The organism is Allobosea sp. P2_B12 (assembly GCF_056404835.1).
Map to the genome: position 1 here is coordinate 532,871 of NZ_JBFUDG010000003.1, position 14,230 is coordinate 547,100.

At 65.4% G+C, this 14,230-nt stretch carries 13 protein-coding genes; 3 read left to right on the top strand and 10 right to left on the bottom strand.

Going from position 1 to position 14,230, the window contains the following annotated elements; genetic code table 11:
• Positions 1-3 precede the first annotated feature (3 nt).
• Genes AC1DYU_RS11325 through AC1DYU_RS11350 form a run of 6 tightly spaced genes read right to left on the bottom strand, consistent with a single transcriptional unit; the run spans position 4 to position 7,004 of the window.
• The gene (locus AC1DYU_RS11325) at positions 4-1,038 is read right to left on the bottom strand and encodes a CapA family protein (protein WP_476791684.1); all 1,035 of its coding nucleotides are present in this window, start codon (positions 1,036-1,038) and stop codon (positions 4-6) included.
• Positions 1,039-1,044: 6 nt separating this feature from the next.
• The gene (locus AC1DYU_RS11330) at positions 1,045-2,712 is read right to left on the bottom strand and encodes an ABC transporter ATP-binding protein (RefSeq protein ID WP_476791685.1); all 1,668 of its coding nucleotides are present in this window, start codon (positions 2,710-2,712) and stop codon (positions 1,045-1,047) included.
• Entirely contained in the window at positions 2,709-3,527 is an 819-nt protein-coding gene (locus AC1DYU_RS11335) for an ABC transporter permease (protein WP_158486478.1), read from the bottom strand. The genes AC1DYU_RS11330 and AC1DYU_RS11335 overlap by 4 nt, the downstream gene beginning before the upstream one ends.
• Positions 3,528-3,538: 11 nt before the next feature.
• Positions 3,539-4,483 carry an ABC transporter permease gene (locus AC1DYU_RS11340; protein WP_158486477.1) on the bottom strand — a complete coding sequence of 315 codons (945 nt, stop codon included), beginning with the start codon at positions 4,481-4,483 and terminating at the stop codon, positions 3,539-3,541.
• A gap of 42 nt (positions 4,484-4,525) precedes the next feature.
• Positions 4,526-6,070 (bottom strand): ABC transporter substrate-binding protein, encoded by a 1,545-nt coding sequence (locus AC1DYU_RS11345; RefSeq protein WP_476791686.1) that lies wholly within the window; start codon positions 6,068-6,070, stop codon positions 4,526-4,528.
• Between the two features lie 49 nt (positions 6,071-6,119).
• On the bottom strand, positions 6,120-7,004 hold the full coding sequence (locus AC1DYU_RS11350) for an alpha/beta hydrolase (RefSeq protein ID WP_476791687.1): 885 nt from the start codon (positions 7,002-7,004) through the stop codon (positions 6,120-6,122).
• Between the two features lie 110 nt (positions 7,005-7,114).
• Here AC1DYU_RS11350 and AC1DYU_RS11355 point away from each other — a divergent pair, with 110 nt between their 5' ends.
• Entirely contained in the window at positions 7,115-7,747 is a 633-nt protein-coding gene (locus tag AC1DYU_RS11355; protein WP_476791688.1) for a GntR family transcriptional regulator, read from the top strand.
• A gap of 22 nt (positions 7,748-7,769) precedes the next feature.
• Here the strand turns inward: AC1DYU_RS11355 and AC1DYU_RS11360 are convergent, their stop codons facing one another.
• Both AC1DYU_RS11360 and AC1DYU_RS11365 read right to left on the bottom strand, forming a co-directional pair.
• On the bottom strand, positions 7,770-9,302 hold the full coding sequence (locus tag AC1DYU_RS11360; protein WP_476791689.1) for an ABC transporter substrate-binding protein: 1,533 nt from the start codon (positions 9,300-9,302) through the stop codon (positions 7,770-7,772).
• A 77-nt stretch (positions 9,303-9,379) separates the two neighbouring features.
• Positions 9,380-10,522 carry a C45 family autoproteolytic acyltransferase/hydolase gene (locus AC1DYU_RS11365; protein ID WP_476791690.1) on the bottom strand — a complete coding sequence of 381 codons (1,143 nt, stop codon included), beginning with the start codon at positions 10,520-10,522 and terminating at the stop codon, positions 9,380-9,382.
• Between the two features lie 82 nt (positions 10,523-10,604).
• On the opposite strand from AC1DYU_RS11365, the gene AC1DYU_RS11370 reads away from it, so the two are divergent.
• Both AC1DYU_RS11370 and AC1DYU_RS11375 read left to right on the top strand, forming a co-directional pair.
• Entirely contained in the window at positions 10,605-11,480 is an 876-nt protein-coding gene (locus AC1DYU_RS11370; protein WP_476791691.1) for a GntR family transcriptional regulator, read from the top strand.
• A 180-nt stretch (positions 11,481-11,660) separates the two neighbouring features.
• On the top strand, positions 11,661-12,410 hold the full coding sequence (locus tag AC1DYU_RS11375) for an EAL domain-containing protein (protein ID WP_158486470.1): 750 nt from the start codon (positions 11,661-11,663) through the stop codon (positions 12,408-12,410).
• Between the two features lie 21 nt (positions 12,411-12,431).
• Here the strand turns inward: AC1DYU_RS11375 and AC1DYU_RS11380 are convergent, their stop codons facing one another.
• Both AC1DYU_RS11380 and AC1DYU_RS11385 read right to left on the bottom strand, forming a co-directional pair.
• Positions 12,432-13,661, bottom strand: coding sequence for a pilus assembly protein TadG-related protein (locus tag AC1DYU_RS11380; RefSeq protein WP_476791692.1), 1,230 nt, complete (start codon positions 13,659-13,661; stop codon positions 12,432-12,434).
• 31 nt (positions 13,662-13,692) lie between these two features.
• Positions 13,693-14,124, bottom strand: a complete 432-nt coding sequence (locus AC1DYU_RS11385; RefSeq protein WP_158486487.1) for a response regulator — start codon at positions 14,122-14,124, stop codon at positions 13,693-13,695.
• Positions 14,125-14,230 lie beyond the last annotated feature (106 nt).

Consider the following 14,230-nt stretch of genomic DNA (forward strand, 5'->3'; position numbering starts at 1 on the left):
TCTTCAGCGGCAAGTCTTCAGCGGCAGGCGCAGGATTTCGCCATCCACCTGAAGATGGGCGCCGAGCTTCGCCGAAGCGGCGATCAGCCGGTCGCGCTCCTGCGGCAGGTCATTGACGGAGCGCGGAACGGTCTGGTTTTCGGCATTGCGCGTGACGAAGGCGATCTCGATCGCGTCCAGCGCGCCGTCGCTGATCGGAGCGCGCAGAAGCAGGCCGGTCCAATCGTCGTGCAGCACGCTGTCATGCGCGAACTGGAACGAGAAGTTGCCGCTTCCGTAGATGATCGGACGCCCGGCATGGAGCTCGATCGGCAGGATCATGTGCGGGCCGTGGCCGAAGACGAGATCGGCACCCGCCGTGATCGCCGCATGCGCATACTCGCGCTGGTAGCTCAGAACCTCGGCGCGGTAGCCCCAATGGAAGGAGGCGATGACGATGTCGGCTTGCTGACGCAGCGCTGTGATAGCGGCCGAGCATTCCCCCAGCGAGGCCGCGTCTGCCCAGGTCACGACCTCCGGCGGCACGCCGGGGCGGGTCCGCGCCGCCTGCAATTCGAGCAACGGTCGATAGGCGGTGTGCGCCTTGATGATCGCGACGCCGGGCTGGCCGGGCCCGGCTTCGTGTCCATCGGGCCAGTAGACCGCGGTGCGTTGCAGGATGCCGTAACGAAGCCCGCCGCGCTCGATGACGCGCGTCGCGTAGGCGGTGGTTGCGTCGAGCCCGGCACCGACCGCCGCGATGCCGGCCCGGCCCAGCGCCGCCAGCGAGGAGGCAACCGCGTCCTTGCCGATATTGACGTTGTTGGCCTGGCCGACCGCGTGCAGGCCTGCTGCCTTGAGCGCGGAAGCGAAGCGGACCGGCACGTAGAAGCCGCGTTTCTCCCCGGCGGTCGCGGCATCGTCGAACAGGCAGCATTCGAGATTGGCAAAGACCATGTCGGCCTCGGCCAGAAGCGGCCGGACGAGATCGAACACCTTGTCGGGATCGTCGGCTCCCTTCAGATTGATGTCGCCGAGCAGGCAGAGCGTGTGCGTCATCGTGGGTCAGGCACGGGGCGTCGGCGCGTCTTGCCGGGCATCGCCCAGCCGCCAGAACAGCCGCACGCCACCATCATCCGTACTTTCCAGGCCCGGGACGGCGGAGAGCAGCTTGCGGGTATAAGCGTGTTGCGGGTCGTCGAAGATCTGGTCGCGCAAGCCCTGCTCGACAATGCGGCCCTCGTTCATGACGATGACGCGGTCTGCGACCTGCTCGACCACGCCGAGATCATGGCTGATGAACAGACAGGAGAAGCCGTGCTTGCGCTGCAGCTCGGCGAAGAGTTCCAGCACCTGCGCCCGCACCGTGACGTCGAGCGCCGAGACCGGCTCGTCGGCAATGACGAAGCTCGGCCGGCGCACCACGGCACGCGCGATCGCGACGCGCTGGCGCTGGCCGCCGGAGAGCTCGTGCGGATAGCGGTCAGCGAAACCGTTGGCCAAGCCGACCTCAGTCAGCACTTCGGCGACGCGCGCGGTCTTGTCCTGCGCCGCCATGCCCGGCACGAGGCGCAGCGGCTCGGCCACCAGCCTGCCGATCGTCATGCGCGGATCAAGCGACGAGTAAGGGTCCTGGAAGACCATCTGGCAGTTCAGACGGTAGTCCCAATAGGCCGCCTCGCTTTTGAAGATCGGCTTGCCGTCGAACAGGATGTCGCCGCCGCTCGCCTTGACGAGGCCCGCGATCGCCTGGCCGAGCGTGGTCTTGCCCGAGCCCGAGCCGCCGACGACAGCGACGACCTCGCCCGGCTGCACATCGAGCGAGATGCCGTGCAAGGCGCGCTTGGGCGCGCTCTTGCGGAAGAAGCGCTGGCGGCCGGGATAGTCGACGACGAGGTCGCGCACCGCAACGATCGGCGTCTTCACTTGGGGCAGGTCGCGCGGCTCGCCGCGCTGCGGCATCGCAGCGAGCAGCTTGCGGGTATAGGGATGCTGCGGGCGCGCCAGGATGTCGGCGCTCGGACCCTGTTCGACGACCTGGCCCTGGGACATCACGACGATGCGGCTGCAATAGCGCGCGACCATGCCGAGATCATGCGAGATCAGCAGCACGGCAGTGCCGTTCTCCTGGGTCAGCCCAACCATCAGCTCCATGACGTCGCGCTGCACGACTGCGTCGAGCGCCGTCGTCGGCTCGTCGGCGAGCAGCAGCGCGGGTTTGAGCAGCATGACGGAGGCCAGCATGATGCGCTGGCGCATGCCGCCGGAGAACTGGTGCGGGAAGGCCTCGAGCGCGCCCTGCGGATCGGACAGGCCGACGCGCCGGAGCATGTCGAGGATCAGCGCGCGGCGGCCTTCAGCGTCGAGCTTGCGATGGAGCGCGAGCCCTTCCTCGAGCTGCCGGCCGATCATCATCGACGGGTTGAGCGAGGTCATCGGCTCCTGGAAGACCATGCCGACCTTGGAGCCGCGCACCGCCCGCAGGCGCTTTGGCGCCATGGTGGTGATCTCTTCTCCGTCGAAGCGGATCGAACCCGACACAAGCTTCACGGCCGGCGGGACGAAGCCCATGATGGCGCGGGCAGCGAGCGTCTTGCCCGAGCCGGATTCGCCGACGATGCCGACGATCTCGCCCCGTGCAACGGAGAAGCCGACCTGATCCACGACCGCCCGCCCCGACGACTTGATCGCGAGGGTGAGGGCCTCGACTTGCAGCAGCGAGGATTCGGTCATCGCGTGCCTCGCATGCGCGGATCGAGCTTGTCGCGAACCGCGTCACCCAGGAGATTGATGCCGAGCAGGGTCAGCGAGATGCACAGGCCGGGAAAGATGCCGAGCCAGACCGCCTGGCCGATATAGGGCCTGGACCCCGCCAGCATGTTGCCCCAGGTCGGAGCCGGCGGCGGCACGCCCAGCCCGAGGAAGGAGAGCGCGCTCTCCGCCAGCAGCACATAGCCGAACATCGAGGTCGCCAGCACCGTCAGCGGCGCGATGCAGTTGGGCAGGATGTGGCGCGCCATGGTGAAGGCCTCGGAATTGCCCATGACGCGCGAGGCCGAGATGAACTCCTTCTCGCGCAGCGACAAGACCGTGCCGCGCACGACGCGCGCGACCGAGGGCGTATAGGCGATGCCAAGTGCCAGGATGATGCCGTATTTGTTGGCGCCGACCACGGCGAGCAGGCCGAGCGCCAGCAGGATGCCGGGGAAGGCCAGCAGCGCGTCGTTGAACGCCATGATGACGCGATCGACCCAGCCCCGGACATAGCCCGAGAACACGCCGATCAGCGTGCCAAGCACCACCGCCAGCGTCACCGTCAGGATGCTGATCCAGACCGAGGTCGCGGCGCCTGCCATCAATCGCGAGAGCACATCGCGGCCGAACTCGTCGGTGCCGAGCCAGTACATCGGCGATGGCGGCGCGAGCTTGTAGCGGAAGGAGAGGCGCAAGGGGTCATAGGGCGTCCAGAGCGCACCGATGCTGGCGACGATAACGAGCGTACCGATCAGGCCGCCGCCGATCAGGGCATTGAGCGGAGGGAGCTTCATTGCGCGGCCACTCATTCTGCCGTCACCCTTGGATCGAAGATCGGATAGCAAAGGTCGATCACGACGTTGACCAGCACATAGGTGAAGGCGACGAAGAGCATGCAGCCCTGGATGACCGGGTAGTCGCGCGCGAAGATCGCATCGACGAGCAGCCGGCCGAGACCGGGGATGGTGAAGACCGTCTCGACCACCGCGATGCCGCCGAGCAGGTTGCCGAGCACGAGGCCGATCAGCGTCCAGGTCGGCCCGAAGGCGTTCTTGAAGGCGTGGCGCCAGAGCACGGCCATCTCCGACAGGCCCTTGGCGCGGGCGTGGGTGACGTAGTCGAGTCGCAACACCTCCAGCGTCGAGGCCCGCGCCATGCGCAGCAGCACGCCAATCTCGTGCAAGAACAGCGTCAGGATCGGCATGACCAGATAAAGCACGCCGCGCCAGGGATCGTCGCCGATCGAGACGTAGCCCACGACGGGCAGCCAGCCGAGCTTGAGGCCGAAGAACAGCAATAGCAGCAGGCCAAGCCAGAAGGTTGGGATCGAGAGCAGCAGCGTCGCCACCGTGACGAGCCCGAGATCGAGCCCCGAATCCTGCTTCCAGGCCGCGATGACGCCGGCCGGCACCGCGACCAGGCTGGCGCAGAAGACCGCGATCAGCACGATCTGGGCGCTGATCCAGAAACGCGAGAGGATCAGCGGCAGGATCGGCTCCTGCGTGTTGATGGAGATGCCGAGATCGCCCTTGAGCAGGTTGCCGAACCAGATGCCGAACTGGACGAACAGGCTCTGGTCGAGGCCGAGCCGCGCCCGCAGATCGGCGATCGAGGCCGGCGTCGCGAGATCGCCCAGCATCAGCGAGGCCGGGTCTCCCGGGATCAGCCGGATCAGAACGAAGACCGAGACCGCCACGATCAGCAGCGTCGGCAGGGCCATGGCGACCCGGGTCAGGGCGAAGCGCAGCATTGGCGGCTTTCGGGCTCGTGCGTTAGCGGAGCGGGTTCTGCGTCACTTCGCGGCGGTGACTTCCCACATCCGAAGCTTCGACTGCCAGGGCTTGAAGCCGGTGATGCGCTTGCTGTGGGCGATGGCGTCGACGCCGTTGAACATGAAGATCAGCGGCACCTCGTCGATGACGGCCTTGTGCAGCTCGTCGACGAGCTTCTTACGCTCGGCACGGTCGGAAAGCGACATCAGCCGCTCGATCTTCTCCTGTGCCTGCGGATTGTCCCAGACCTTGCGCGGCTGCTTGTCCTTCGGGCCGGCGAACTGCTCGAAGGCCAGCGCAGGGTCGAAGCGCGCCGAGAACGAGAAGGACTGCATCTGGTAGTTGCCCTTGTTGTAGCGGTCGAGCTGGGTCGCCCAGTCCAGCACTTCGATGTCTGCGTTGATTCCAGCCGCCTGCAGCATGGACTGCACGACGACCGCGGCCGGGAAACTCGGCACGCGCGGGCGTTTGTTCGCGAGGATGACGATCTTCTCGCCCTTGTAGCCGGCCTCCACGAGCAGCTTCTTGGCCCGGGCCGGGTCGTATTTGTGGCCCTGCTTTTCGACCGCGCCGAAATAGGACGAGCCGGGATAGATCGGAGAGGTGTTGGTCTGGCCGAGATTGTCGGAGGCAGCAGCGACAACCTCGTCCATGTCGAGCGCGGCGGCGATCGCCTGGCGCAGCTTCTGGTTGCCCATCACGGCGTCGCGGGTCTGGATCAGCAGGACCTGGCGCACGGCGGTGGCGGCGGTAACGACCTCGAGCGTGGGCAGCTTGCGGATCTCGGCGACGTCGCTCGGCAGGATCTCGCTCAGATCGAGCGCGCCCGAGGTCAGCCCAGCCTTCACCGTCGCGGGGTCCTTGACGACGAGGAACTTCACCTCCTTGAGCAGCGGGCGCTTGGAGCCGACATAGCCGTCGGCCTTGCCGTCGGTCTTCGGCGAGGCATAGCCCTCGAAGGCGGTCATGGTGAAGTACTCGCTGCGCTTCCACTCACCGAACTTGTAGGGGCCTGTGCCGATCGGCTTGTCGAAAGTGCCATCCGGCTTGACGGAATCCTTGTGCAGGATCGCGGTCATCGCACAGTCGGTGCGCGCCAGGCTGTCGAGAAAGAGCGCGTTCGGCTTGTCGAGCTTCATGACGATGGTCTGCGCGTCGGGCGCCTCGACCGATTCGACCTTAAGGCCGGAGCGGCCGTCGAAATCCGAGGTGCAGCGCCACTCGGTCTTCGCGTCCATGTAGCGGTTCCAGCTCCACAACACGTCGGCCGAGCTTAGCTCGGCGCCGTTGTGAAACTTGACGCCCTTGCGCAAGGTGAAGGTGTAGGTCTTGCCGTCGGCGGAAAGTGCGACCTTTTCCGCGAGCAGGGGCTGCGGCGTGCCACCCTCGTCATAGCCGACGAGACCCTCGACCATCTGCAGGGCGAAATCGTCTGTGCCGTCGTCGCGGTTGACGCCCGGATTGATGCTGCGGACGTCGGCCTGGACCGCAACGGTGAGCGACTGGGCCAGCACCGGGCCGGCCAGCAGCGGCAGGAGGCAGGCAGAGGCGAGAAGCCGGTTCATGGTGTATCCCCTGTTGTCGTTGTCTCGTTAACGTGCGGCGCCGGCGGTCTCAGGCCGCCTTGGCGCTCGCAGCGCGATGCCTGATCAGTGCCTCGGCAAAGAAATCCTCGACCGTCGGCACCGCCCGAAGGCCGTCATGAGCCATGTTCGGCACGAGATCGAAGCGCACGCCAATGCCGGCCTGTTCGAAGGAGGCCTTCAGGCGGGCGAGCCTTTCAGGCCGCGTCGCGCCGGCATGGTTGGCGTCAGGCATGAAGTTGCGGCCGCCCGGCTTGTGGGTGATTTCCCAGGTCTCCAGATCGGCCGCGCCGACGATCATCTGCACGGCGACCTGCTTCATCGCAGGGATGTCGGGGGTCGTGCCGAAGAGCTCGGCCATGTTGCGGGTGCCGACCCACCAGTCGCGCGTCGGATCAAGCAGCGTCACCGAGCCCGGCGCGCCGATCGAGCAGGCAAACAGCCGCCGCGGCTGCAGCATCAGGAAGCGGTGGGCGAAATGGCCACCGCCGGAATAGCCGAACAGGCCGAAGCGCGGGAAGCTGACGCCGTAGCGCGCCTCGACCTCGGCGACCATGGCGAGCAGCACCTGATCGTAGCGGATCATGCCCTCGCGCATGTATTTGAAGCCGTCGCGGTTGTCGTCGCCGAGCACGCCGATCGGGAAGAGCGGCGCCAGGATGACGCAATTGTTCCAGCGGCCGAATTCCTGGAAGGCGTCGCGATAGCCGGTGAAGCCTCTGCCCGTGCCGTGCATCGCGACGATCAGCTCGGGCGGCTGTGCCGTCTTGCCGAGCGTCTTGGGGACATAGAGGCAATAGCTGAAGCGCGGATCGGCCTTGCAGGCGATCACCGGCGTCGGGCCCATGTCGTAGAGCGCGCGGGCGATGGCGGCGGCGTCCTCGGCTGGCGCCGTTTGTGCGTCGGGAGTGGTCATGCCGGCACCTCTTGATCTGGCGATATAATTGGCGCCAATTTAGTTGCATAACGATCTGCGTCCCGCAATAGGCTTGTGCACCGCCTCGTCCAATGGGCTAGAACGCCGCCATGCAACCGCAACGCAAACCGAATCGTGTCGCCAAGCGCGCGCTCGCCAGCGAGATCGCCCAGGCGATCCGGCTGCGGATGTATCGCCCCGGCGAATGGCTGCGGCAGATCGATCTCGAGGAGAAATTCCAGGCGACGCGGTTCGACGTGCGCAGTGCCCTGGAAGAGCTCGCCATCCGCAAGACGATCGAGCATGTGCCCAATCGCGGCTACCGGGTCATGGAGATCGACCTGGCGACCTATCGCGCCATCCGCGAGACACGCATCCTGCTTGAGACAGGCGCGATGGCCGGCGTCGTGGCGCATATCGACGCGGCCGCCATCGCCCGTCTCGACGATCTCGCGACCGCCTTCAGCGCCGCCGCCACGACCGGCACGCGCATCGAGCAGAGCGAGATCAACAGCGCCTTCCACCATCTGATCTATGCCTCCTGCGGCAACCCCGTGCTGGAAGAGACGATCTGGGCCCTGCGCGACCGCTCGCGCGGTTCGACCGTCACGGTCTGGGCCTCGCATGAAGCGCTGCTGGCCAGCGCACGTGACCATCACGCCATGGTCGAGGCGCTGAAGCGGCGTGATGCGGCGGAGCTTGCGGCCCTGATCACCCGCCATATCCAGAAGGACATGGGCTGACACGAAGGCCGCAGGGACCGGCTCACGGCGCCAGCGACACTTCCCAGAGCCGCGGCAGCGAGGTCAGCGACGAGACGTAGCCATTGACCCGCTTGCCGACCGCGCCGCCGGCGATACCGTTGTAGAGCATCACCATGGGCATATCGGCGAGGAAGCGCCGGTGCAGATCGTCGAAGATCGCCTGACGCTGCGCTGGATCGGCGACGATCATCGACTTCTCGAGCAAGGCCTGAACATCGGGATTGTCCCAGAGCTTGCGCGGCTGCTTGTCCTTCGGACCCGTCATCGACTCAAAGGACAGCGCGGGGTCCATCCGGCCGGAATAGGGGAAGGCCTGGATCTGGTAGTTGCCCTTGTTGTAGCGGTCGAGCTGCGTCGCCCATTCCAGCACCTCGATCTCGACATTGAGGCCGACGGCCTTGAGCATCTGCTGGGCGATGACCGCAGCGTTGAAGCTCTGCGGATAGCGCTTATTGGCCATCATCACGATCTTCTCGCCCTTGTAGCCGGATTCGACGATGAGCTTTTTGGCGGCGGCGGGATCGTAGGCGATGTCTTCGTCCTGGACCTTGCCGTGATAGGCCGACAGCGTCGGCACGATCGAGCCGTTGGGCTTGCCCAGTCCGTCGGTCACCGCGGCGACCAGTTCCGGCTTGTCGATCGCAGCCGCCATGGCACGCCGCAGCTTTGCATTGGCCATGACCGGATCGCGTGTCTGGATGATCAGCCCGACCAGCCCCATATGCGAGACGACCGAGAGCTTGACCTTGTCGACCGATTTGAGTTCGCCGACGTCGGCATTGGCGACATCGGGCACGACGTCTATATCGCCGCTGACCAGAGCCGCCTTGGCGGTGGCGCTATCGGGGATGACGACGAAGCGGACCTCGTCCACGAGCGGGCGCTTGGCACCGCCCAGCCCGTCGATCTTGCCCGGAAGCGCGGCATAATCGGCAAAGCGCTCGACCCGCACGAACTCACCGCGCTTCCACTCGGCGAATTTGAACGGGCCAGTACCGATCGGCTTGTCGAATGAGCCGTCCGCCCTGACGGAGTCCTTGTGCAGGATCGCCGTCATGGCGCAGTCGGTGCGGGCGAGCGAGGTCAGGAACAGCGCGCTCGGCTTGTCGAGGGTGAAGACGACGGTGCGCGCATCGGGCGCGGTCACGCTCTCGACCTTGACGGTCCCGCGTCCGTCGAATTCCGACAGGCAGCGCCAGTCCGTCTTCGGGTTCATGTAGCGGTTCCAGCTCCACAGCACGTCGGCCGACGTCATCTCGACGCCATTGTGGAATTTGACGCCGCCGCGCAGGCGGAAGCTGTAGGTCTTGCCGTCGGGCGAGATGCCGACGGTCTCGGCGAGCAGCGGTTTTGGCGTCCCGTCCTCGCCATAGGCGACAAGCCCCTCGACCATGTGAAGAACCACGCCGTCCGTCGGATGGTCCCGGTTGACGCCGGGATCGATCGAGCGGATGTCGGCTGGAATCTGGACGCGCAGCACCGTGGCAGCTTGAGCGCCTGCGCCAGAGACGGCGAGCGCCAGCCCTGCGGCCATGGCCATTTTTTTCGTGATCTGTCGAAGCATCGGCATGGTCCCCTTGTTTTCTGTCGGCATGCTGCGTCGAGGCTGGCTTACTCGGCGGCCTGGGCCAGGGTCCGCGGCTCTTCCGTCAGGCTGTAGCGCGTGAAGGTCCGGTTCAGCGCGGGCAGCGGGCAGACCTCCATGATTCCCTGCGCCGGCTGCATCACCACCATGGCGACCGTCGCCGAAAGATTGCCGGTGTCGTTGGGGCGCGGCGGACGGCAGACCGAATGCGGGGTGAGGAAATCGTCGAACAGGGCGTGTTTCAGATCGTCGATGGTGAGCTTATCGCCGGCCTCGTCGAGCAGCTTCTTCACGCGCCAGTCGCGGTAGAAGCTCTCGGGCACGCGCGGCGTGCCGGTGTCGCGCAGCTTGGTCAGCGCGACCTGTCCAACCCAGTGATTGGCATGAACGATCAGCCCGTTGCTCGGATAGAGCGGGAAGGCCTCGTCCGGCGCGCATTCGAAATCGATGCCGAAGCCCGCGACGGTCGAGAGCATCATGTTGTTGGAGCAGGCCTTCGGCGTCGTCGCGACCGCCTTGATGGCGAAGGCGAAATGCTCCTGCTCCAGGACCTTGCGGCGGATCAGCGCGAGCGGCACGCCGGGTTGCGTGAAGTCGCGCTCGGATTCGAGGTAGTTGGCGGTGATGCAGATGCCGGCTTCGTTCATGCCGCAGCGGGCGAGGCCGCCGGCCTCCACGAAGGTGAGAAAATCGGGGCCGTCGTCGCGGCGGACGCGCAGGACGATCGCGGTCTCGGCGCATTCGGCTTTCCAGTCCCAGTTCTGGCCGTGGATCAGCGCACCACCGGCACTGCGCTCGGGCAGGATGATCGCGCCGGTACAACCGTCGTCGAGTTCCTCGGTCGCCTCGACCGGCTTGTTCCTGACCAGCCGCGCCTTGGCGATGACCTCGGTGCGGGCATTGATCATGACGATGTCTTCGAGCGGCACGCCGGCGCCGTCGGCAATGCCGCGCATCTCCTCGATGTAGTGGCTGCCGAAGGCTTCGATCTCGCCGGCGAACTCTGCGATCAGCGCGGATTTCGCCGCAGCGTCGTAGCCGAGATCGCCGAGCTGCCCGCCATAGAGCTCAATCGAGCGCTTGACGCGCTGAGGCACGCTGGAGCCATGCTGGCGGCCGCGCTCGTAAGCGCTGCCCGAGACATCGACGAAAGGACAGGGTTGAACCATCTTCAAGCTCCGCAGGGCACGCTGGCATTCGCCTCACGTCACATGTATTTCATCGTGAACTAAGACAATCAAGAGTTATGCCATGGCCGCCCCGACCAAGCTGCAGCAGGATATCGCCGAGGCCATCCTGCAGATGGTTCGCGAGGACGGCCTCGTCGCAGGCAGCTTCGTCAACGAGAACAACGCTGCCCGTCGCCTGAACGTGTCGCGGACCCCGGTGCGGGCCGCCCTCGACCATCTGGCGCAGCAGGGCGTCGTCCGGCGCCACCCCAACAAGGGCGTGGAATTCCTCGGCGCCCCGGCCGCGACGATGGCGACCGGAAGCGACAGCACGGAACTCGCTTTGGCCCGCCTCGCCCATGACCGCGAAAGCGGCCAGCTTGGCGATGGGATTTCCGAGGTCGATGTGATGCGACGCTATGGACTGACCCGGCCTGAGGTCCAGCGATTGCTGGCACGGCTGGCCGATCTCGACATGATCGAGCGCAAGCCGGGCTATGGCTGGCGCTTCCTGCAAAAGCCGCGCGATCCTCAGGCCCATGACGAGCGCTATCGCTTCCGCCTGCTGATCGAGCCGATGGCGCTGCTGGAGCCCGGCTTTGCGCTCGAGGCAGGCTGGATCGCCGAGATGCGAGCACGCCACCGCGAGACCCTCGAACGACCCTGGCAGGAATCCTCCAGCATCGGCTTCTATGAGATGAACGCGGCCTATCACGAGGGCCTGGCGGCGGCATCGGGCAACCGCTTCATCCACTCCGCCGTGAAACGCCAGAACGAGCTGCGGCGGCTCTCCAATTACGACTGGATCTTCGGCTTCGAGCGCGTCGTCGTGAATTGCCGGGAGCATCTGCAGATCCTCGATGCCATCGAGGCCGGGGACCGCGAGCTCGCGAGCGCCCTGATGCGCAGTCACCTGCAGCGCGCGAGCCAGTTGCGGCGCGTCGATGAGGCAGGCTAAGCCTTCGCAAGATGTTGTCTTTTGACGGATAAAATGCATATCCGGCCTTGGTCATCTGGGCCGACGCCTTCCAGCGCTGTTGCCGAAGCCCTTGCCTATGCGACGTTGTTCCCGCCCAAGGAAGCGGTTATGGCTGTGAGTGTCGAGCCCGCATCAGCGTTGTGATTGAACAGCTCGCCGATGACACAAAGTCTGGATCACGCCATTCTCACGGGCGCGCACCTTTATTACCAACCCCAGGTCAGCTCCGACGGTAAAACCTTCGTCGGCGTGGAATGCCTGCTGCGCTCCGTCGATAGGGATGGCCGGGTATCGGGCCCGCAAGCCATTCTGGACAGCGTCGACGACGACGAGCAGGCCGATGCGGTCGATTGGTGGGTCATCCGCCAGGCCTGCACGGACGGGCTGCGCTGGCCGAAACTGACGATATCCATCAATATCAGCGCAAGGCAGTTTCAATCGCCGGATTTCGCCCGGCAGCTGCTCTCGCTGGTGAGCGAGATCGGCAACACGCCGGCCCAGATCGAGCTGGAATTGCTCGAAGGCGGCATCATCGAGAATTTCGAGCGCGCGATCGAGACGATGAATGTCCTGCGACAGAGCGGGATCGGGATCGCTCTGGATGATTTCGGCACGGGCTATTCCAGCCTCGCCTATCTGCAGAAGCTTCCGATCGACAAGCTGAAGCTCGACAAATCACTGATCGACGGGACTGGCGAACTCAAGGCGGCCGCGATCGTCCAGGCCGTCACTGCCCTGTCGCGGGCGCTGGGAATGAAGGTCGTGGCGGAAGGCGTGGAAACGCAGGCCCAGCAGCAGTTCCTGCGCGTGGCCGGCTGCCATCTTCTGCAGGGCTACCTGTTCTCGCCTGCGGTGACCGCAGACGAGATCGACGCTTTCCTCCGCGATGGCTGGCCCGCCAATCGGTGAGCGCGGCGCGCCTTCTGATGGTCAGCGAGCGAGATGGGCGGCCGTCGAGCCCGGGCCGACACCATCGGGAACAGGAATGTTCGTCGACCCGTATTTCGCGTTGAGGACCATGGTCGGCCCGGCCGAGAGCGTGAAGCGCCGCGCCACCACGATCGTATAGGCGGATTCAGCCGCCACCGGCTTGTTGGCGGCGATGTTGAGTTCGCCCTGCGGTAGATAGAGCGTGCCCAGCAGCACCTTCGCGTCGTTGCTCAGGATTTCGTGCTTCTGGTTGATCGGCGAGTTCCGGTCCTCATAGAACAGGATGCCCGCCAGCACGCCGTCCCTGGGCGCGGTCAGGTCGATCTTCGTGTCGGCGTCGAAGCGGATCACCGCGCCCTTGCCGTTCAGGTAGATCCCGACATTCGCGCCCTTCAGCGAAGCGCCTCCCGACACGTCGAGGGGGCCATCCTTGAAAACGTAGATGCCCGGATTCATGCTGACCACGGCCATCTTGCTGATCCGGATGCCGCCGCAATAGGTGCCGGGGCTCAGCGTCATGCTGGTGGTGACCTTCAGGTCGGTGGCGCTGCAGCCTCCGGTCGGCGGCGGCGGGCGCGACGCCAGCGGATCGGCCAGAACCGGACAGTCGAGCGTCGGGCTGGGGCTGTAGCTGTCGTACTTGTCCTTGTAGCTGCCGCCGGCCGAGCAGATGAAGCGCGCCTTGATCGACGAGTTCTGCATCGCCTTCAGGCCCTGGGACTTGCTCGAATTCGAGTACACGGCGCATTCCGGCGCCTCGAGCTTCGCGTCCTTTTCCAGGTAGATGGTCTCGTTCTTGTTCTTCTCGAGCCCGATGACGCAGATCGATGCACTGCCGAGAACGCGCGCCGTGGCCCTGGCCCCCACATGCACCATCTCCGTTCCGAACATGTGCATGATGTTCGTCTTCGCGATCGTGTTGATCTCGACCGTGACGGTCATCTTCTTGAGGTCGACCGAGGCTGCGATCGTGCCGGAATGGTTGACCGCCTTCAGCGACGTCGCGGCGAACTTCTCCGCAACCGACTGCACCGTCGTCGGGTTGGCATTGGCCAGCCGGAACTCCCGCGCAGCGGCCAGCGCGGAGGCATCGGCAGCCGCCTGGAAGGCGGTCCGCTGTTCGGAGAGGATGCCGAAGTCGATGACCACGCCTGCGCCCACCAGCAGAGCCGGCAACGCGACCCCGGCCATGATCAGCACGCCGCCGCGTTCATCGCCGCGAAGACGCATCAGTGCTCGCTGGATGAACGCCGCGACCATATCAGGCTGCCGCGAGGGCGCGGTGCGCCCGGATGAGGAAACGGATCTGATGGCCCAGGAGCCGCCAGTTGACGGGCTTGCACATGAACGATGTGGCACCGGCCGCATAGGCCTGGTCGATCGAGACGATATCCTCGCGCCCGGTGATGACCATCAGGGGCAAGTCGTCGAAGCGGCGGTCGGCACGAATCCGGCGCACCATCTCGATGCCATTCATGCCGGGCATGTCGACATCGATCAGCGCAACGTCGAAGCTGGCTTGGTCTAGAAGGGCAAGACCTTCCTCTGCCGAGCCGGCCGTTGTGATCTCAGCCTGGGGCGTCGCCAGATAAACGGCGCAGAATTCCCGCTGGATGGGATCGTCATCGACGGCCAGGATCGCCAGTTGATCGCAGAGCACGTAACTGAATGGGATGCAGTTCTCGCCCGTCATCGTCATCGCATCACTCCCAAGGCACTGTTCTGGTGCCCAGTCGGATGACCTTTCACCAAAGATGCAAATAAACGGTTCCGCATCCTTCAAAAAAATGGCGAGGTTG